The following is a 22,106-nucleotide window of genomic DNA, read 5'->3' on the forward strand; positions in this document are numbered from 1 at the left end:
TGATGAAAAAGTATAAATTATATATTTCAATTCTATTTATAGCCTCTTTTGCTTTTAGCTCCTGCTCTGATTGGCTGTATATAGAACCTGAGGATGGAGTTACTGTAGATCAGTTTTGGCAAACAGAAAGAGATGTACATGCAGCTGTTATGGGGTGTTATGCTTCCATGTTAGGTGGAACCACTCATCCCGTGGCCGAAGCAATGTTCAATTGGGGAGAATTGAGGGCGGATATGATTCGCTCCTTTCGATCTATAAATAATGATTTTGAGCAGATTAATCAGGGAGAAATATTACCAACCAATAATTTTGCAAGATGGAATGGGTTTTATACCACGATTAATTTGTGTAACACCGTTTTGGAATTTGGTCCAAAGGTGGTTGAACGAGATGGGGCTTTTACTCAGGCCAGAATGAATGAGTATAAAGGCGAGGTTTTGGGATTAAGAGCTCTACTCTATTTTTATCTGGCAAGGGTATTTAATGAAGTACCATTGGTATTGGAGGCAACAACTACAGATAGCCGAATTCAGGCTCGTACAAAGGCTAGTAATGCTGATATTTTTGCACAAATAATCAGTGATCTTGAAGAGGCTGAACGTCTCATCCCAAGAGATCATGGACGATTAGAGGAAAACAAAGGCAGAATTAATTACTATACAATAAAAGCCATTCAGGCCGACGTTTATTTATGGCTTGATGAGTTTGATAAAGTCATAGAAGCTTGTGATGAGATCATTCAGTCTGGTCAGTTTGCATTGGTTCCGGGAAATGAAAACTGGTTTACAACTTTATTTGTAGAAGGAAACAGCATTGAAAGTATTTTTGAACTGCAATTTTCATCTGAAATCTTAAATCCATATTACAATTGGGTGGCCAATGTTCAATGGTATAGAGCTAATACATTAACTATTGAATATTTGTGGCCCGTGAATATTCTTGCACTTCCCGAAGATGCTGATATTCGAAGCGATGGTGCTGCTTATCGTTCTGCCGACGGATATAGTATATGGAAATATATTGGGGCTAACAGAGAACAGAGAAAACCATTTAATGAAGCGACATCAAATTGGATTGTTTACAGATATGCCGACATTCTGTTAATGAAAGCCGAGGCCTTAGCTAACATTAATCAGGGAGCACAGGCTCTAACATATATTGATGTGATAAGAGACAGAGCTAATGCGCCAGACGACACCTATCAGAGCCCAACCGGGCAATTTGGACTCACATCTTATATTCTCGATGAGCGAGGAAGGGAGTTTGCCTACGAAGGCAAACGTTGGTTTGACATCTTACGTAACGCAAAACGCAATAATTATCAAAGATTGGACTTGCTTACTGATGTGGCCATAAGATCTACACGTCCGGAAAAGATTGAATCATTGATTAATAAATTAAGGGATACTGATTTTCACTATTTACCAATACATCAAAGTGAAATCAATGCCGGTTACCCGCATCTAAAGCAGAATCCTTTTTATGATCAAACGCAAAGATGATGTTTTAGTATTTTAATAAAATAAGTAAAAAAAGAACAATTGAATGCTTGTAGTATAGCATGTTGAAAATGAAAGAAGTTGAGGTTTTTGAGAGTTTCATCCAATGAAAAAAAAATAACACATGAAAAGGAAGATATATAGCAGTTTTTTGACAGTGATAATCCTCTTATCAATTGGGTTTGTGAGCTGTTTGGATCCGGCTTTTGAGGAGAGAACCAATTATCAGGAGCTAATTGGTGAGTTTTTGGAAAATAATCCGGATGAGTTTTCTATGCTGGTAGAGTTGCTTGAAAAGTCAGAAAGTATGTCCTTTTTAAAAGCTTACGGTGCATTAACCTTGCTGGCTCCTACCAATAGTGCTTTTGAAAAATTCTTTGCAGAATCTGAGTTTTCATCATTATCAGACATGGATCGAGAGGATCTCCGCAATATTGTAAGATATCATGTAATTACTGATACCATACCTTCCACCGAGTTTGTGGATGGACGAATGAACACGACCAATATGTTTGGCCATTATATCACAACCGGAACTTTTTTTAGAGACAATCAAGCTGTCTTAATGTTTAATAAATACGCTGAGGTTAGGCAAAGGGATATTCGTATGGCCAATGGAATCATTCACTCCATTAATGATGTAATCAGGCCAGAGCTTCAAACAGCAGCCGAAGTAATTGAGGCCGATAGTCGCTTTACCATCTTTACTGAAGCGCTTAAAAGAACAAGTTGGTTTGATACGCTTCATGTTGGGAATGGTCCTCACACAGTTTTTGCTATACCTGATGCTGTATACAAAGCAGAAGGTTTTGATTCTTTTGACGACTTGTGGGCAGATGTTGATCCTGATGAAGGAAATCTACTTGATATAAATAACCCAATGAATATGTATGTTGCTTATCATATTCTTGATAAAAATCTGCGCTACGTTTCTGATCTTGTTTTTGATCGGGTGGGACTAACCCGTGTTAGAAATGAAGTTGTGACCATTAGACCTGTTGGGGTAAATGTATTAGTGAATGATGATATTTTTGCCGGGATTCATGAGCCTGGTTTCGAAATAAATCGCGACGAGTCTGATCGAACTGTACTAAATGGTGTCCTTCACGTCATGAAAGAAGATTTCAGAATTAAAGAGCGACATCCTTTTGCTGTATACTGGTCTGTTACTGAACAGTTGGAAATTATGCGTATGCCCGGTGTATTCCGTCGTCCTGGTGATGCAGTTGTTTTACAACCCGGCGATCTTGAAAACATAACCTGGACCGGAGGCAATATTTTTTACGAAGGACGAGGTGGTGGAGCTGCAAATCCATGGGTGGTGCATGGTGATTTGTTTAACATCATGCTGAGACCGGAGGTGATTCCATGGGTTGAGCTTAAAACCCCTGTGTTGGCTGCTGGTGATTATAAAATTTGGATCTGTTTCAGGGGTTCAAGTGCAGAAAGACACCCCGTATTTTTTGTCCATTTTAATGATATTCCGTTGCCAAATGTTATCCGCACCTCACCATATAACCCAACAAACAGAACCGAACGACCTGGTTATTCTGAAAGGGAACTTGAAAGTCGTGGCTATAAGTTTTATCAATGGAATCCTGATGACATTGCATACACACGTAGTGATGACAATGATCCGGATATTACACGAAATATTTTAGAGTCAAATTATATTGCCGATAACAGGGTATTTGCCATGTTAGCCGGAACTATTACCGTGCCAACAACTGGTTCACATGCGCTTAGATTCGTTGGTATTTCCGGAACAAAGGAGTTTTGGCTCGATATGGTACATTTTATACCAGTAGACGAAGATCAGTTATGGCCAAGGGTTAATACTAAAAATGGACGTCTTGTTACAAAAGAAGAGATCCATGAAGCATATGAAGTTTATCAAAGTCAGAATTAATTATTTGAAAAATGATATAGGTATCTGTCAATCAATAGCACTTATTTAGTTCATATTAAAAATAGTGTCAGTGGGGATGGATTTCTGTCAAACAAATTAAAGAGATGATAATTATGCAAATCAGAAGAATATTAACACTTCTTTTCACAGCTACAGCATTATTTAGTTGTAGTGACGCATGGGATGAACACACGTCACGAAATAAAGATGTGTCTAATCAAACAATTTATACATATTTGCAGGCTGATCCTCAATTTTCTCAGTTTGTTGCATTAATAGATGAAGTAGGCTATAAAGAAGAATTGACTTCATCAAAACAAATTACTGTTTTTGCACTTACAAATGGTGCGATGGAAATGGTGCCATCTACCTTTCTTGCTGATCAATCATCCAAAAAAGATTTTGTAGGTCACCATATAACCTATGGAAGAAATAATCTTTCAAATGATGCCAACGCAGGTCGAATTCAAATGTTGAGTTCGAAATGGTTAGAAGTAGAACAAGGATTGATAGATGGTTTGGCAGTATTGTCTTCAAGTCAGGCTTTGCTGAACGGATTTGTTAATGTTATGGACGAACCTGTTCTTCCACGACCTACCATTTGGGAATATGTTGAAAATATGGCTCCGCAAAATAAGCATGTTGACTACTTGAATTCTCTTACCAGTTTAACATTTTCCCCTGATTTATCAACCCAAATCGGGGTCAATGATTTAGGTCAGCCTGTTTACGATTCTGTTTTTATTTTTCGCAACTCATTTAATGATAATATTGCCGATTTATCTTCTGAAGATTCCACTCTGACGCTCTTTATTGTTGAGGATCAGGTTCTGGATCAGGAGTATCAGAAATTCTGGAGATATTACAGGGTTGTTAACGGTACAACAGCAAGGGATACTGCTGAAACCAAAATGCGAATAACAAGAGATTATGTTTTTAATGAGTCTTATTCGCCTGGAAATGTACCCGCAATGCCTGTTTCAGCAAATGGAATTCCCGTGGCATTTAGCGAAGACGCTGTTGTTGAATCTTTCAAGGCCAGTAACGGATATGTGTATGTTGTTTCTTCTGCGCCAGTTGAGGTTGCAGATCGAATCCGGCCAATTATTGTTGAAGGAGAATCACCAGAGGCCTACTATAGACTAACTACTGAACGAGCTGATGCACAAGGTTATCTTCGAATCAGAGAGCATGCGTCAGGAGGGCATGATTTTGTTTTGGACAATCACATTGCTGGTTCAAGTCAAAGGTTGACAGATGGATTGATTTTGCCTGCTGGCTTTTTACCATCTATCCAGTATCGGGTATATTGGAGAGCCATTAATGACTTTCGCACTTCTTATCGTTATCCAAGTGATAATGAATTAAGACAAAGGTTAGGTACAAGTGCAGTGATGACAAGGGACCCTGTCACAGGACGCGTAACAAGATTTGCACCTCCGGTTTTCTTTACAGACTTTATTCCTGTAACTGCTACAGAGTATTCCCCAAATCCGGAAGAAGATGAGGTTTTTGTTGGTACCGTTAACTTTGGGTCTATGCGAAATGTCTATTTGCAATTGGTTCCGGAAGGAGAGAGTACTCATCATATGGCCGTAACGGTAGATTATATAAAATTGGTACCTGTGTTGAATTAATATAGAGTAAATCCCGATTACTATGAATTATATAAAACGAATTTTTATTTCCTTGGTAGTAAGTTGCGCTGCAGTAATAGGATGGGGGCAGCATCAAAGCGCTGGTGAAGACATTATTGTTACAGGCGTGGTGTATAGTGCAACAACACTCCAGCCTATTGCTTTTGCCGATGTTTCATGCGGAAATTTTTCTTCTGATTTTTCCGGAATTGAGGGTGAGTTTTCAATTCGGGTAAGATCCTTGGAGGATGTTTTAACTTTTGAGTCATTAGGATATCACACGACTGAAGTCGTGCTTGCTGGTCGTGATAATGTTGATGTTTATTTGCAGGAGGTTTCCAACAAATCATTTCAACAGGCCACAAATGTCGGTTACTATAATATAAAAGAGGCCTATACTCCCCGATCATCTGCCTCAGCAAACAGATTACACGAACGTTCAAAATCAGGAAATACTTCTCCCGAAAAAGAGTTTGGGACATTTGCAGCCGGATTACAGATCAAAGAACGCACAGGGATAACCGGTATCGGGTCTGATCTGTTTTTACGTGGGTTTAATTCATTAAACGCAACAAATCAACCGCTTATCATTGTGGATGGAATGATATATGACATCACTAATTATGGAAATCCTTTGATTGATGGGTATAGAACCAATCCCCTTGGAGGAATTGATCTTGGAGATATTGAAAATGTTACTGTTATCAGAGATGCTGTTCCAATTTATGGTGCAAAGGCTGCCAACGGTGTGATATTAATCACTACATCGCGAGCAAACCGACAGGCTACTATTATTGATTTTCAAATGCATGGTGGAATCCATATGAAACCAGAGGTTTATCCGCTAATGAGTGCTGAGCAATATAAACCTTATCTCAGCGAAATGTTCCTTTCAGCCGGGTATACTCCGGGTGAAGTATCTCAAATGCCATATTTTACAACCTCTCCTCAACAAACCGGGTTTTATAGAATGAATAATGATATCAATTGGCAAAGAGAGGTTTTCAATCAGAGTTATTCATCAAACTATTCTCTTCGGATTAAAGGTGGTGATGATGTTGCTCTATATTCGCTGGGAGTTGGATATATGCATCAGGGAGGAATGGTTGAAGATTCAGATTTTTCAAGGTTTAATCTGAGGTTTAATTCAGATATTAGTTTCTCACCACGTTTAACACTAAATTCCAACATTAGCTTCGTTTATAATGATAATGAAATAGGAGCTACAGGATACAATTCCCCTGATGATGTGGTTGCTCAGGCAAGATTGAAAGCACCATTTATGCATCCATACATTATAAGTGAAGAAGGAAGTGTAAGCGCTTTATTTGAAGACTATGATGGTCTTGGGATAAGCAATCCATTGGCAATTCTTGATAATCATACTTTAAGAGGACAGAATTACAGATTTTTTGGCTCTTTTGATTTTAATTATCAAGTTAATGATAAGTTGACAATAAGCAATCTGATTGGGTTGTCTTTTGATAAAGACAGGGAAACCTTGTTTATTCCCTCCCATGGGATAGAGCCGATTACAACTCCTCTGGGAACAATTACCAATAAAATGGGCGCAAGAGTAATGCGGCACATGGCTGTTAACAATGATTTTAGAGCTCTCTATAGCAACAGGTTTGGCTATGAACATGGATTAAAGGCCGTGGCCGGAGTCAGAATGAATTTAAATAACATAGAGGAAGATTGGGGCCGAGGGTTCTCTTCTGCAAATGATAATTTGAGGACTTTATCTCATAGTTTAGGTGTATTGAGACAAAAGGGAGGATTTTCCGGAGCTTGGAACAGTTTAACTATGTATTTGTCTGGAGATTATGATTATAAGCATAAATACTTTTTAAATTTAAGTATGGCCGTTGATGGATCATCTCGTTTCGGTAGCGAAGCGGACGGTCTTGGATTAATGGGCTCTGTGTTTGGTTTCTTTCCATCCGTTGCAGGAGCCTGGTTGTTAACTTCTGAGCCATTCCTAAATGATGCCCACTCGCTTGATCTGCTTAAAGTAAGAGCCAGCTATGGAATGACAGGGAATGATGATATAGGTAATTACGCTGCCAAGCGTTATTATACAGCGTATAGCTTCTTGAGCTACCAAGGTATTGTGTTGGGGAATCTATACAATCCGGAATTAAAATGGGAAACCAATACGAAAATGAATCTTGGGATTGATTTTGCTGTACTTAGAGAGCGGTTTTCAGGTTCTGTCGATTTCTATCACAACAGAACACAGGATATGATTGACTTTGTGCCTGCCTCCATATATAGTGGGTTCGATTATAAGATCATTAATGATGGGGAAATGACTACCCAGGGGATGGATTTGTCACTTAATGCTCGATTGCTGAATGGAGCCTTCAGGTGGGATGCCGGAGTGACAGTTGGAAAATACACCACAAATATTGAAAAGATTAATGGTGACAGAAAGATTACAGACCTCTATGGAGCAAATATATTAACAGAAGTTGGGCAACCTCTTGGTGTCTTTTACGGATTTAAAACTAGTGGGGTTTATTCTTCTCAGGCAGATGCCGACAATGCCGGCCTTCAGGCATTGCTCCCAAACACTCAGTTGATGCCTTTTCAGGCAGGTGATGTTATATTTCAGGATGTTGACAATAATGGGATTATTGATAATAATGATATGCAAATTATTGGAGATCCTACCCCCGATTTTTTTGGTGAGTTTAATTCACGAGTGAGATGGAAAGATTTCACTCTTAATGCAGCTGTCTCATTTTCAGTGGGAGGAGACGTTTATAATTATCAGCGTAGACAATTGGAGAGCATGAGTGGTTATGGTAACCAAACTAAAGCTGTAGTTAATCGCTGGCAGTATGAAGGACAGCAAACTAATATTCCACGCGCAAATTATAACGATGATATTGGTAACAGCAGATTCTCTGACAGGTGGATCGAAGATGGCTCTTTTGTTAGATTGCGAAATGTTACGCTTAGTTACAATGTGCCGTTCCGTCCATTTGGATTTCAAAGTGTTGAAGTCTATGCCTCAGGTAATAATCTGATAACTTTTACTGACTACAAAGGACTCGATCCGGTTTTTAGTGCAGGGGCTTCTCCATTGCTACAGGGAATTGATCTTGGTATGTTGCCACATGCAACGTCATTTTTATTTGGTATTAAGATTGGTTTGTAACGAAACGATGATCAGTATATAGAAATGCAGATGCAATAGTTTGAGTTTTGACTGAAATATTGGATAGAGTGCATTAAACATATAAAAAACAACAGGGATGAAGAGAATAAAAATAATATTTGGAGCAGTTCTTACATCAATATTTATTTTAGGACTATCTGGTTGTAAAGATTTGCTTGAGGTAGAGCCAGATGATGTACTAACCGATGGCCAGTTTTATAGGGATATATATGATGCAGATGCAGCCATCAGAGGATTGTATGGCAAATTGATTGATCTGGCTCCTCAGTACGTGATTCTAAATGAATTGCGAGCAGATTTAATGGACGTGACTTTTAATTCCGATCACTATTTAAGAGAAATAGCCAATCATGAGGATGTCTCTCCTGATAACCCTTGGGTTAACCCGGCTCCATTTTTTTCGCTAATCAATGATTGCAATAGTGTCATCAGCAATTTTAAAACCATGTTGGAGAAAAACCGAATTAGTCGTGAAGCATACGAACCTCGTGTTTCTGATGCTATAGCTTTGCGCTCCTGGTTATATATGCAGTTGGCAATTCATTATGGTCAAGTACCTTATATAACTCAATCCATTGAGAAAGTTGACGATTTAAGTAAAATTGAGAGAGGAGAATTTCCTGTATTGGGAATTGAGGAAATGATGGCTGTTTTGTTAACAGAAATGGAGTCTGTTCCTTATAAAGGAATTTATACAGATGAATCTCTCTTTCGCGTTATAGATGGCTTCCATACGCGCACGATGTTCATAGATAAGGAATATCTTCTGGGAGATTTGCATTTGTGGAACGGGAACTACGAAGCCGCAGCGTCATATTTTAAAAGTATTATGGAGCGTTCGGCTGGTTACAATCAATTTGATCAGTATAAATTACCATATAGAGATAATGCACAGCCCGCAAATCCTGGCACCAGTAGATATACCAGCGGATATTTGCGTTTTTTTGATGAGGACTTGAACAGTGTTGTAAATTTTTGGCCAATGATGTTTCAAGACTATGGTACCGCTAACTATTTCGGTGAATGGTTGTGGGTGATGTATTTTCACAGAGACTATAAGCCCAGTCCTTTCTTTGATCTATTTTCATATCAAAATGGCGAGTATCTTTTGCAGCCTTCTCAGAAAATAATAGATGATTGGAACAGTCAGATACAGGGGAATCAATTTACTGGCGATTTCAGAGGTTCAATTGAAGATATTTTTGAGAATAAAGGCTCATATGATATGATAGGCGGGAATGCGGTCATTACAAAATACATTGCCGAATATGATGAATTGAATTCTCTTTCACGTCCCGGAAAATGGTTCTTATGGCGCGCCGGAAGTTTGCATTTGCGATATGTAGAAGCAGCTAACCGGGCCGGACAACACTATTTGGCCTGGTCACTTCTTAATAACGGAGTGCGAGCTAACTATCCGGGATCCGACAGACTTCCCGGACATGACTTTACCCATAGAAATGTGTCATATCTTACCGATGCCTTTGGAAACATTGTTTATGATTTGGAAATCAATGGAAATGATACTACCTTTTATATGACCAATTTGCCACATCCTTTCGATTTTGATGCACGTCAAACAACAGCCGCTCAAATTCCGCCTTTGTACCGCGGCGATTGGCACAGAGGTATCGGAGTGAGGGGACGTGTAAGTCTTTCCAATTTGGTTATTGGAGAAGATGATCCGGTGCTCGAAAGGCTTGAAGATTATATAATTGATGAAAGTGCCAGAGAACTTGCATTTGAAGGACAGAGATGGGCAGATCTGGTTCGAGTCTCCATACGGCGAGGCGATAACGCCTTTTTAGCAAACAGAATTGCAGAAAAATTTGAAGCTGCCGGAGATTTTTCCGGGGCTATAAGGGTAAGAGAGAAATTAGCGAATAGAGAAAATTGGTTTTTACCAATTTTTGAATGATGTTGCTGTTTTATGATTGATATGCCCCTCCGATAATTATCGGTGTACTAGATAATTAGTTTTAAATCCAAATTTGTTTGTAAATGAATGTCTAATTTCAAAATCGATGTTATGAGAAATCTTTATTCTTTAAGTACTAAAGTGTTAGCTTTGGTTACAGCCTGTTTCTTTATAGGTTCTATGGTGCAAGCACAGGAAACTATTAATTGGCGTGGTTCTGTTAGTACCGATGCTACCGATGTTCAAAACTGGGATCCGCCAACAGGAATGGCTGGAAACCATATCCGAGTAGGTCACATTGGAACCTATAATGATCCTGAAAATCCTAATCACCCAATCGTTACTGGCGAAGAAGACTTTTCTTTTGTTAGTATAGGAATTGCGGGGCCGTATCATTTCATTGAGGAAGATGAGGATGGAATTCCAACCGGAGTAGAAGATGGTCCTTATGGTCCCGGTCAAATAACTTTTTCAATGGCTGATGGTTCTGTTGCCAGACAGGAAGGTCCTAACGATACTCACGCTTTCCCTGGAGGTGTTTTGATTGTTAATTCAGGTGAGGTAAATTTTCAAAGAAGTTATCACATGACTGGATCTCCTGAAGCCATGGTTATTGTTGAAGGCACTGGACGTGCTACTTTTAGAGATTTTTTTGGAATTGGTGACAGAGATCAGAATGTAGGAGGAAATGTGATTATTAGAAATGATGGGGTTATTCATGTTACAGGTGCGGGAAGAATGATCCGTGTATGGGATCAGTTTAGCCGTATTAATATTCATGATAATGCGCAATTAATAATTAATGGAGATAATAGAGGCGAATATGCTTCATTGGTGGCTAACGACATCATAACAGGTGGAGAGAATTTTTATATCAATTATTACTACCAGAATGAATTAAATCAGACTTTTTACGTTGCAAAACCAGAAGGTACGGTTTGGACATATTTTACCGATCGTCTGCAGGAGCGTGCTGAGTTTTTGGTTGTAGGTGAGGCTGGATCTGAGGTGGCTTTGGAAAACAGTGATGTTGTTGCTGCTGCTACTAATTTTGAATGGAAATACGGAACTGATCCTGAAGGTCCTTATACAAATGTTTTAGGAAGTTCTACAGAGGCAAATACTTTCGTACCAACTTTTGATGAGTCAGGTACTTTTTATCTTGTTTGTGAAGTAACCACTCCTGATGGCCAAGTTACTTCTAATGCACTTACTTTTGTAGTTGGTTCAGCTAATCTAAGTTTAACTCCTGATGGTGTTCAATATGTTCGTGGAGAGCAGATTGGAGCAGAAATTACTGTTACTGCCGATCAGGGAACTATTGAGAGTGGCGAATGGAAATGGTCTCAAACTCCAGGAGTTGGATATCAGTCATTTGATCCTGTTATTTCGGGAACATCAATATCTCCTTCTTTTGAAACACCCGGTGCATACTTCATCCGCTTTGAAGGGGTAGTGGACGGATCTCCTGACATCAGTTCTGAAATCAGAATTGTTCAGCAAGTATGGGATGCAGGCCCACTCAATCTTACTTGGGTAGGTGGTGTTGATGATGATTACCATAAGGCAACAAACTGGAATCCAATGGCTCAGCCTCACAGAAACAATATCATTATTCCTGTGGATGTGCCTCATTATCCTGTGTTTAGCCATGGAGTAGATACCATCATGGGTGGATCAACCATACATCATACAGCTGCTGTAATGGATGGTGAAACTGTTGTTGAACCAGCGAAATCGGCTATGCTTATTATTCGTGGTGGAGAAACTGACTCATTGAAGTGGAGAGGTAATGTTGATAATTTTAGAGGTATTCTTCAAGTTGAATCAGGTGTGTTTGTTAAAGATCAGGATTTATTGAGAATGCACTCAAATTCCGCCACTGTTAATGTAACCGGAACAGGTGTTGCTATTTTCAATCAGTGGGGTAGTAATAACCATCCTAATTTAATGATGGGTAACTCAAATGCACCAACCGTTGGAGGTCAGGTTCATGTTTCCGGAAACGGAAAAATATATTTCCATCCTGCACCAATTTTCCGTTTTGCTGTTGATGCCGAAGCAGAATTCTCATTCTTCACTGTTAGTGAAAATGGTCAGTTTATTTTCCAAGGAAATCATACCAGTGGAACAACCGGTTATATAACAAATAGAAGAATTCGCGTTCCGGAAGAGCATGACTTTATTAATGTTTATGATCATGTTACAGATTATACTTATGTAATGGCTCGCGACCTTAATGCTTTTGGTATTGAGCAGACAGGTATGTTTATTATGCCTATCCTTACCGATTCTGAGGTGTTAACTTTAGTGAATACCGATGGTCTAAGTGAGTTCACATGGAAACATAGTCACAGTCCATTTGGTCCTTGGGAATCATTTACTCCTGAAGTTGCTGGCGATGCAGTTACCGTTCAATTCGAGAACATTGGTGAATATTACGTAGTTGCTGAAGCTGGTGATGGAACACTTTCATCTAACACATTGATGTTCCGCATTATTGATTTTGCAGTGGAAATTGATGAAGATGGCGGTGTTTATACACTGTCTGTTGAATTACCTGAAGGAATGACTGCTTTAGGATGGCAATATAAATCAGCTGAAGAAGCCAATTTTGAGGAGTTTGAATTGGCCGGAACTGAGCTGACTTACTTGGTTGATCCATTTGACTTTATGGTAAGCGACGGTGTATTCCACGTAACTTATTTAGGAGTTATGACGGATGATGCCGGACAAGATGTACAATTGTTAGCAGTACCAGTTACTGTAACCATTGCCGATGGAGATCTTGTTTCAGTAGTACTCGGACAACATTCAACTTCATTAGGTAAAGTGAAATCCTTGAATGTAGGAGTATATCCGAATCCAAACAATGGAACTTTCACTTTAAATGCCGGAGCGGATTCATACCTTGTTGAAGTAATTGATATGAATGGAGTGATTGTTGACTCCAGAAAAGTTTCGGGTGATGGACAATCAATTACCATTAATCAAAAAGGTATATTCATGGTAAAAGTAACTTCAGCCACTGGCGTAGGAGTTTCTCGTGTAATCGTTAAATAAATTCAATCATTGAATTTATGAGCATTAATTAAGTTCATATAAACAAATAGCATCTTTCACGGGTTACCGTGAAAGATGCTATTCTTTTTTAAAGAAAAAACCTGAAAGGTTTTGCCTGAAAATGTTGATGTTATTTCTTTTATCATACAGTCCCGATGGATTCGGGATTAGAATATCGAAACCTTTCAGGTCTTAACTACTCAATTTTTTATCCCTTCAATGTTTCACAATCAAAGCCTTACTTAATTGCCCAATTGTTTTGATGGAGAAGTAGTGTCGTGCTGAAATGTTTTAAACACCAACTGTTATGAGGCTTTATATTATTTTTGTTTTAATTCTGGGATCAACATCAACTCTATGTTCCCAGATGCGTGTTGAAAATCTTAATCGTGGATTGGTTGCGGTCAGGCAACATGATGGGTATTATTTAAAGTGGCGACTACTGGGCAATGAACCTTATAATACTTCTTTTGACATTTATCGTAATAATAAAAAAATTAACGATCGGCTCATCGTCGACGTAACTTCTTATGTTGACTCCATTGCACCACTTAACAGCGTTTATAACGTTAAAGCAATAATTGACGATTTGGAAACTGAAATGTCTTCTCCCGCATTTATTATCAATAACACCCAGGGTGAAAATGCCGGTTTTTTTGATATCTCATTAAGACAGCCTGCAGATGGGATTCATGGTGGTAAGTATTTTGCCAATGATGCAAGTGTTGGCGATTTAACCGGAGATGGAGAATATGAAATTGTTGTGAGTTGGAGTCCAAATAATGCGAGGGACAATTCGCATCGCGGAATATCAGATAATGTGTTGTTGGATGCATATACGCTTAATGGTGAATTTTTATGGAGGATTGATTTGGGTCCAAATATTCGTGCAGGAGCTCATTATACACAGTTTTTAGTTTTTGATTTAGATGGTAATGGCCGTTCAGAAATCATGGTAAAAACTGCGCCCGGAAGCCGGGATGGTAAAGGGCATTTTTTAAGTAAAGGAACGGCCTCAGATGCTGATCATTCAATTGTATACAGAAACCGTTCAGGATATATACTTGAAGGGCCAGAATATATTACAATTTTCGATGGACTTACAGGAGCTGAATTGGCAACAGCTGATTATTGGCCACTTCGTGGAAATGTTTCCGACTGGGGAGACAGCTATGGAAACAGAGTGGATCGATTCAATGCCACCATTGCTTATTTGGATGGAGAGCGCCCAAGTGCAGTTTTTCAAAGAGGTTATTACACCCGAATGACACTGGCTGCATGGGATTGGCGCGATGGAAAACTAAGTCTGAGATGGACTTTCGATTCTGATGATCCTGGTCATGAGCAATATGCCGGACAAGGAAATCACTCCATACATGTGATAGATGCCAATAATGATGGTCGCCATGATATCGTAACTGGTTCGGCCGTCATAGGATCAGACGGAACAGGTATGCATACTACCGGTATGGGACATGGAGATGCCACACATGTTACTTACATGATTAAAGATCACCCTTACCCACAAATTTTTATGCCACATGAGTCGGGTGGTCATGGGGTTTCTTTAAGACATGCCAATAGTGGCGAAATTATTTTTAATCATAGAAACCCCAATGATGTAGGTCGAGGAGTTGGTGCTGAAATTGATCCGGAAATTCCGGGATTTCATTTTTGGGGTACTCACCGACTTGGACTATTTGATATGAATGGGGATGTTGTAGGGGATGTGCCAAATTCAATGAACTTTATAATTTGGTGGGATGGTGACTTAAGTCGGGAATTAATGAACCGAAATCGAATTGATAAATGGAGTATAAGTAATAATAGTTCGACACGACTATTAACGGCAGAGGGTGCCAGATCAATAAATGGCACCAAAGCAACACCTGTTTTGCAAGCTGATTTGTTTGGTGACTGGCGTGAAGAGGTTGTTCTGCTTAGGGAAGACGGTCAGGCTTTGAGGGTTTACACAACAACAATGCCTACCACTCATAAGCTATACACCTTTATGCACGATCCCGTTTACCGTGTTGCAATATCATGGCAAAACTCATCTTATAATCAACCTCCACATCCTGGGTTTTATGTTGCTACGGATATGGACTTTCCACCACCGATGCCAAATGTTGTGATTGTTGATAATAAATAACTATTGTTAAGCTAACCATAAGAAGTCGTTTTACTCACTTGCGTTTGGCGGTTCCCACTATGGGGGTTAGGGGTGAGCGAGGGAGACAACACACTTAACTTAACACTATAATACATTAATCTCGTCTTAACCTTAGGTATCCCAAATATACAAAATAGATAAAGTGTTGTTGGTTTAATTCAAGTTTAAGAAAATGAAAAAGTACAAATCACTATTAGTTTTGATTTTTTTGGGGATGTTTCTTCTTTTACCCGGAAATATTCTGTCACAGAAACAGATGGAGCACCTCAACAGGGGATTGGTGGCCATTCGTGAGGGTGATGGATATTTTTTAAAATGGCGATTATTGGGAAACGAACCATATAATACTAAATTTAACATTTACAGAGCGGGTGAAAGAATAAATGAAGAGCCGGTAGGCGATGTTACTTCTTTTTTGGATGCAACTGCACCACTTAATTCTGTATATCGTGTACGTGCTGTTATTGACGAAAGAGAAATGGTAGGCAGCAGGTCTGCACGAATAATTAATAACAGGGAAGGCACTGCCGGATATTTTGATATCCCCTTGAATCGACCTCCTACCGGAGTAAGAGGTGGCAACTATACACCCAATGATGCCAGTGTTGCAGATTTAACGGGAGATGGAGAGTACGAGATTATTCTTAAGTGGGATCCGTCCAATTCAAAAGACAACTCACAAGATGGGCATACCGACAATGTACTTTTGGATGCATATACCATGGATGGAGCTTTTATGTGGAGGATTGATCTGGGACAAAACATCAGAGCCGGAGCTCATTATACGCAATTTCTAGTGTATGACTTTGATGGTAATGGTCGAGCCGAGATCATGGTTAAAACCGCTCCCGGAACGAAGGATGGTTTGGGCAATTATATCAGTAAAGGGCCTGCTATTAATGCACAGCACCAAATTGATTATAGTAATGACTGGGGCTGGATACTTAGCGGACCGGAATACATTACAGTTTTTGATGGTTTAACAGGAGAAGAGTTGGCAACTGACAACTATTGGCCTTTAAGGGGAAGTGTAGCAGCTTGGGGGGATAATTACGGTAATCGTGTCGATCGTTTCAATGCCGCAGTGGCTTATGTTGATGGAGAGCGACCTTCAGGAGTTTTTCAGCGCGGTTATTATTCCCGAATGACTTTTGCTGCATGGGATTGGCGAAATGGACGCCTAACCCGAAAATGGACATTTGACTCAAATACAACAGGCAATAGCGCATATTTCGGGCAGGGAAATCATTCAATTCATATCATCGATGCAAATGGTGATGGACGGCACGATATTGTTACAGGAGCTGCAACTATTGCTTCAGATGGAACAGGCATGCACACCACAGGACGTGGTCATGGCGATGCCACGCATGTTACATATATGATTAAAGATGATCCACGCCCGCTAATTTTTATGCCATATGAGAGTGGAGGGCATGGCGTGTCTTTGCGTTACGCTGATGATGGAGAGTTGGTTTTTAATCACCGACAGGCCGGCGATATTGGCCGGGGAGTAGGAGCAGAGATTGATCCACAACGTCCTGGTTTCCATTTTTGGGCCAGCGGCGGTTTGGGGCTTTATGACATCAGAGGGGTAAAAGTGGGCAATGTTCCTAATTCGATTAATCATGTCATCTGGTGGGACGGAGAGCTTAGTAGGGAACTTCTTAACTCGAATAGGATAGACCGTTGGAGCATTGCAAACAATACATCAACCCGGCTACTAACCGCCAATGGTGCAAGCTCAATAAATGGTACAAAAGCCAATCCGGTTTTACAAGCTGATTTGTTTGGCGACTGGCGAGAAGAGGTAATTTTCAGACGCGATGACAACGTTGCTTTAAGGGTTTACACCACAGCAATACCAACAACGCATAAATTATACACATTTATGCACGATCCCATTTATCGGGTAGCAATTTCATGGCAGAATTCCTCCTATAATCAACCTCCTCATCCAGGTTTTTATGTTGCAACAGATATGGACTTTCCTCCGCCAACACCGGATATTGCTCTTGTAAGTGGAGTTAATAGAGGAAGTGGACGGGTAATAAAAAACCTCATTGTACAAGATATTCCAAATGCTGAAATATGGGAGCTAATGGATGATTTGTCTGAGAATGATGCCATTTATGGCGATTTAAACTTCTACGTTAATCCTCTGCCAGAATTTCTTGCGGGTGCTGAGTGGATACGTACCGCCAATGCATCCCGAAGACTGTCAACAAGAGATGTGATTGCCAAATTTGAAGTAGAGCATGATGCGATTGTTCATGTTTTGCACACACAAAGAGTTTCCAATAAACCGAATTGGTTGTCAGAATATGATAAAGCTGGCGAAGTTGCTGTCGTAAATATTTCAGGTGCATCAACCTTAATGGATTTGTATAGTAAGGAGGTGCAAGCAGGAGAGTCTGTGTACCTTGGAATAAATTCTATCGATGGTGCTGCAAATGCATTTATGTATATGGTGGCGGTAGAGTCTGATGTAAGTTCCGATATTAGTTACATTGAATCTGAAAGAGCCTCATTGAGCATTTATCCTAATCCTTTTAATAATTCAGCTACAATTGAGTTCAAACAGGAGGTTCAGGCTCCGGTGCGGCTGGAACTGTATGATATTAATGGCCGTTTGGTTAGAGTCATGATGCGAGATTCTTATTTCAGCGGGTCTCACACCATTACGTTTGAGAGGGATGGACTTGCAGCAGGTGTTTATATACTCCAGTTAGTTTCCGGAAATCAAATGTTTCAGGAGAAGATTGTTATTGTTAATTAAGGCTTGTTGGATATTACATTGTTTAAAGGCTAAATTTAAATCAATAAATATATAAAGATGATAAGAAAAACTTTTTTTTTAGTGATGACTCTTATTCCGGTCATGCTTTTTTCCGGTGAGTATAATAAAGATAAAAATGTTGAGCTTTTCCCGGATGGAACTCCAATTCCAGAATGGTTCCGGATTATTGAACCAACAGATATCAACAAACTTGGAAAGCATTATAGAATTACTGATCATGGCGTGAAATATGATAGTACCATTCTGCAAACAAAGCAAATTCAGGCAGTTATTGATAAAGCTTATGAAGCAGGTGGTGGTGTTATTATAATTCCTCCGGGTACTTTTTTAAGTAGTTCTATATTCTTTAAGCAGGGAACTCACTTGCATCTGGAAGTAGGAGCCATGCTAAAAGGGAGTGATGATATCAGCGATTTTCCTATTATGATGACACGTATTGAAGGAGAATGGAGAAAATATTTCCCTGCATTGGTTAATGCTGATGGGCTTGATGGGTTTACCATTTCCGGCAAAGGAACCATTGATGGAAACGGAATGCGTTATTGGAAGGCTTTTTGGCTGCGTAGAGCGTTTAACCCGGATTGCACCAACCTGGATGAGATGCGCCCGCGTTTATTGTTTGTTTCAAATAGCAGAAATGTTCAAGTTTCCGGAATCACTCTGCAAAACTCTCCATTTTGGACAACCCATTTCTACAAATGTGAGTATGTTAAGTTGTTAGATTTACATATATATTCACCTTACGAGCCGGTAAAAGCTCCAAGTACCGACGCCATAGACCTGGATGTTGTGAGAAACGTACTGATTAAAAACTGCTATATGTCGGTTAATGATGATGCGGTGGCATTAAAAGGAGGTAAAGGACCCAATGCCGACCAGATGGAGGAAAACGGAGGCAATTACAACATCATCATCGAGGACTGCACATTTGGGTTTTGTCATGGTGCCTTAACTTTTGGAAGTGAATCTATCCATAATCGAAACATTATTATGCGCCGCATTCAGGTGAATCATGCTCAGCGCTTGCTGTGGTTAAAGATGCGTCCAGATACACCTCAAAATTACGAATATGTTTTGGTGGAAGATATTGAAGGCAGTCATGTTGGGAACTTTCTTTATGTGCGCCCCTGGACACAGTTTTATAACCTTCAGGGCGAACAGGAGATGAGAATGTCTTATGCCAGCAACATCACCATGCGAAACATCAACATGGATTGCGATGTTTTGTTTATGGTTGAGATAGAAGACCCTTGGGGTACAGTTGAAAGATTTGATTTTGAATTGAGCGATTTTACTTTTGAAAATCTGGATATTGAGGCTCGTAAAGATGCCCGAATAAATAGAGGTCTTGTAGATAATCTGCGATTAATAAATGTTGTTGTAAATGGGGAAATAGTTAAATAGTATGTCACTATGTTTTCTGGTTCGTTTTTACAACGAATAATTTTAGAATTCAATCATACAAAGAGGCTGCCCTGAGAGGCAGCCTTTTTTATGCTGCAAGAAGAATTCGATCCTAATGGATCTATCCGAAAACTTCACTATATTTATGGAGGCAACGGCCTATCTGCCATCATGGATTTCTCCGGTGGACAGGAAACCCTTTATTATACCTATACTGATTACCAGGGCAATTTATTGGCAGTAACAAATCAGGCCGGGCAAGTTGTTGAACGCTATGCTTACGACCCATGGGGAGCACGTCGCAACCCAGAGGACTGGTCACAGCCGGATACCCGCCCCAACCTGCTGTTCTCCCGTGGTTATACCATGCATGAGCATTTGGACGATTTTGGGCTTATCAACATGAATGGGCGCATGTATGATCCCCTCATGGCACAATTCCTAAGCCCCGACCCGCACATCCAAGCCCCCGGCAACTGGTTTAATTACAATAGGTATGCGTATTGTTATAATAACCCGCTGATTTATACGGATCCGGATGGGGAGTTTATTGTTGCAGCTGTGCTGCTTGGTGCGTTTATTAATACTGCAATTCAGGGCGCAACAGGGAATCTAAATGGTGGAGGTGATTTTTTTAAGGCGATGGCCATAGGAGGACTTTCTGGAGCTGCTGGAGGATTTGCAGGGCATGCTGTTGCGGGTGCGTTAGGCATTGCCACAAGTACCGGAGGGGCGGTTTTAAATGGAGCTTTAGTTGGGGCTTCTGGTGGTTTTACAGGGGGATTTGTTGGTGGTGCAGGAAATGCTTGGGCAATTGGTGGTGCTTCCTTTACTTCAGGTTTAGGAGCTGGATTTAGAGGAGGTGTGTCTGGGGCAATTGGTGGAGCTGTTATTGGAGGGGTTACCGGAGGTATACAACATACTCGAAGGTTTCGTTATTTTACTAGAATTGATGATGGAACTTTCCCCACAAATACTGATGGTTCAATCCATCCCAGTAGCGATAACCTAGAAAATTTTTCAGATAAGTATTTTCCAAAATATAAATTTAAGGATAAAGTTCGTGATATATATGATCATGATAAGGTTATGCTGGTCGATAAAAGAGCAAGTGCATTTACCACTAAGCAATTAATAGATGGGAAGTATAATATTTACTATGCAAATTCAGCATTTAAGTCTAAATATCAGTTGTTTTTAACAATGGGGCATGAGTATATACACGTTGCCCATTTTATATCACTTAATTCATTTAATGAAAATTTTTCTGAATATGCAGCTATTAAATGGGAATCAAATGTTACAAGTTACGACAGAAGTTTTAGTAATTTGAGGCTTGAAAAAGCATATGAAGTTCTTGGTACTAGAAATATAGGTCCCCAGCTTGAGAGGCAATTAAATCCATATATGAGGTACTCTATTTGGGGGATTCCTAGCATAATGCCCCGTTAGTTATAGTTTATTTCTAAGTAATGTTGAGAAAAATATCTTTTGATTGATTCAATAACTTTTTTTATTTTATTGATATGCGAGCATTTGTCATTATTGCATTGTTTTTATGTGTCTTGTTCCCAAGCTGTAACAATCAAGATGGAAAATACGTTGAAGTTTTTCTTATTCCTGATGGTTTGGATTCAATAAATAAAACTAGTGTAAAGTTAAGGATTGTAAATAACACATCTGAAGATGTTTATATACTTGGAATGAATCCATTTATTGATATGCGTTTTATTTCTGATAAGAATTTTGATATATCTAAAGACGTCTGGGATGATTTTTATTTTTCCCTTACAGTCCCTAAGCCTCCTGATTCAATAGCTTTTTCGCAACAAGAACAGAATTATCGTGATTTTTTAAGTTGTGCACAAATGGCAGAGATTGGAAGGGTTAAAAGTGTTGATTTAAGTGGTGATAGTTCTGAGTTTGTAAAAGATTTTATGAATGTAATTGGTGTTAAGTATGAATTGGCAATTCTTGTAAAAAGTAATGCTTTTTATGAAAGAGAATTTACTTTTAATATTAGACCTGATTCTTTAAAAGCCATTAAATTATCTTATGATTATTCATGTTTCTTTAACGAGATTGATGAGTATTTCTTGTATGAATCAAAACATGGTTCATACTACATTAATAATAAGCCCCTAAAGGAGGTTTGTGGTTATTCTCTTTTTCAAGGATCATTTGAGGCTGAGCTCCGATTCTAGAATCTGTTGTCAAGAGTTTCTTTGCTTCGGCAAGCGGCTGCTCGGTTTTGTCGTTTGGTTTAGCAAGAAAGCCGAGCGGTAACTCGTTCCTTAATAAAACGACCCTCTCTCGGCGTAGTCTTGGGTGTTAGATTATGCGTTGGCAGACTACGTCGAATACTATTCGGCAGTTTGTCGCTCGGCTCTGCCGCTTGGTTTATGAAGAAAGCCGAGCGGCAATCGGGGCAAAATCGAAGTTCGGTTTAGTAGAGAATCGTTGAAAGGCAGTACAAATGAAATTAAAATTTACAGCGTTGAATTTCGTTCTTTGGC

The 22,106-nt window shown here is 39.5% G+C and carries 11 protein-coding genes; all 11 read left to right on the forward strand.

The window, feature by feature from the left end; genetic code table 11:
• Positions 1-2 precede the first annotated feature (2 nt).
• The gene (locus tag EV194_RS10845) at positions 3-1,502 is read left to right on the forward strand and encodes a RagB/SusD family nutrient uptake outer membrane protein (RefSeq protein ID WP_165921863.1); all 1,500 of its coding nucleotides are present in this window, start codon (positions 3-5) and stop codon (positions 1,500-1,502) included.
• Positions 1,503-1,623: 121 nt separating this feature from the next.
• Positions 1,624-3,408 carry a fasciclin domain-containing protein gene (locus EV194_RS10850; protein ID WP_132434059.1) on the forward strand — a complete coding sequence of 595 codons (1,785 nt, stop codon included), beginning with the start codon at positions 1,624-1,626 and terminating at the stop codon, positions 3,406-3,408.
• A gap of 113 nt (positions 3,409-3,521) precedes the next feature.
• On the forward strand, positions 3,522-5,045 hold the full coding sequence (locus EV194_RS10855; RefSeq protein WP_165921864.1) for a fasciclin domain-containing protein: 1,524 nt from the start codon (positions 3,522-3,524) through the stop codon (positions 5,043-5,045).
• A 22-nt stretch (positions 5,046-5,067) separates the two neighbouring features.
• Positions 5,068-8,211 carry a SusC/RagA family TonB-linked outer membrane protein gene (locus EV194_RS10860; RefSeq protein ID WP_132434061.1) on the forward strand — a complete coding sequence of 1,048 codons (3,144 nt, stop codon included), beginning with the start codon at positions 5,068-5,070 and terminating at the stop codon, positions 8,209-8,211.
• Between the two features lie 97 nt (positions 8,212-8,308).
• Complete coding sequence (locus EV194_RS10865) at positions 8,309-10,150, forward strand: RagB/SusD family nutrient uptake outer membrane protein (RefSeq protein ID WP_132434062.1); 1,842 nt, start codon at positions 8,309-8,311, stop codon at positions 10,148-10,150.
• Between the two features lie 111 nt (positions 10,151-10,261).
• Positions 10,262-13,213, forward strand: coding sequence for a T9SS type A sorting domain-containing protein (locus EV194_RS10870; protein WP_165921865.1), 2,952 nt, complete (start codon positions 10,262-10,264; stop codon positions 13,211-13,213).
• A 307-nt stretch (positions 13,214-13,520) separates the two neighbouring features.
• Positions 13,521-15,365 (forward strand): rhamnogalacturonan lyase, encoded by a 1,845-nt coding sequence (locus EV194_RS10875; protein ID WP_207916009.1) that lies wholly within the window; start codon positions 13,521-13,523, stop codon positions 15,363-15,365.
• A 193-nt stretch (positions 15,366-15,558) separates the two neighbouring features.
• Entirely contained in the window at positions 15,559-18,165 is a 2,607-nt protein-coding gene (locus EV194_RS10880; RefSeq protein WP_165921866.1) for a rhamnogalacturonan lyase family protein, read from the forward strand.
• Positions 18,166-18,222: 57 nt separating this feature from the next.
• Positions 18,223-19,590: a rhamnogalacturonidase gene (locus EV194_RS10885; protein WP_132434064.1), complete on the forward strand. Its 1,368-nt coding sequence runs from the start codon at positions 18,223-18,225 to the stop codon at positions 19,588-19,590.
• 90 nt (positions 19,591-19,680) lie between these two features.
• Entirely contained in the window at positions 19,681-21,042 is a 1,362-nt protein-coding gene (locus EV194_RS10890) for an RHS repeat domain-containing protein (RefSeq protein ID WP_132434065.1), read from the forward strand.
• A 74-nt stretch (positions 21,043-21,116) separates the two neighbouring features.
• Positions 21,117-21,794, forward strand: a complete 678-nt coding sequence (locus tag EV194_RS10895) for a hypothetical protein (protein ID WP_132434066.1) — start codon at positions 21,117-21,119, stop codon at positions 21,792-21,794.
• Positions 21,795-22,106: the final 312 nt, after the last annotated feature.

Origin of the sequence: Natronoflexus pectinivorans (assembly GCF_004345615.1) — a bacterium.
GTDB lineage: Bacteria > Bacteroidota > Bacteroidia > Bacteroidales > Marinilabiliaceae > Natronoflexus > Natronoflexus pectinivorans.

What these genes read in the sequence shown, in the direction of transcription:
- EV194_RS10865 (WP_132434062.1), top strand. Translation starts at nt 8,309, where the DNA reads ATGAAGAGAATAAAAATAATATTTGGAGCAGTTCTTACATCAATATTT.
- EV194_RS10895 (WP_132434066.1), top strand. Translation starts at nt 21,117, where the DNA reads ATGCGAGCATTTGTCATTATTGCATTGTTTTTATGTGTCTTGTTCCCA.
- EV194_RS10875 (WP_207916009.1), top strand. Translation starts at nt 13,521, where the DNA reads ATGAGGCTTTATATTATTTTTGTTTTAATTCTGGGATCAACATCAACT.
- EV194_RS10870 (WP_165921865.1), top strand. Translation starts at nt 10,262, where the DNA reads ATGAGAAATCTTTATTCTTTAAGTACTAAAGTGTTAGCTTTGGTTACA.
- EV194_RS10845 (WP_165921863.1), top strand. Translation starts at nt 3, where the DNA reads ATGAAAAAGTATAAATTATATATTTCAATTCTATTTATAGCCTCTTTT.
- EV194_RS10860 (WP_132434061.1), top strand. Translation starts at nt 5,068, where the DNA reads ATGAATTATATAAAACGAATTTTTATTTCCTTGGTAGTAAGTTGCGCT.
- EV194_RS10880 (WP_165921866.1), top strand. Translation starts at nt 15,559, where the DNA reads ATGAAAAAGTACAAATCACTATTAGTTTTGATTTTTTTGGGGATGTTT.
- EV194_RS10885 (WP_132434064.1), top strand. Translation starts at nt 18,223, where the DNA reads ATGATAAGAAAAACTTTTTTTTTAGTGATGACTCTTATTCCGGTCATG.
- EV194_RS10890 (WP_132434065.1), top strand. Translation starts at nt 19,681, where the DNA reads ATGCTGCAAGAAGAATTCGATCCTAATGGATCTATCCGAAAACTTCAC.
- EV194_RS10855 (WP_165921864.1), top strand. Translation starts at nt 3,522, where the DNA reads ATGCAAATCAGAAGAATATTAACACTTCTTTTCACAGCTACAGCATTA.
- EV194_RS10850 (WP_132434059.1), top strand. Translation starts at nt 1,624, where the DNA reads ATGAAAAGGAAGATATATAGCAGTTTTTTGACAGTGATAATCCTCTTA.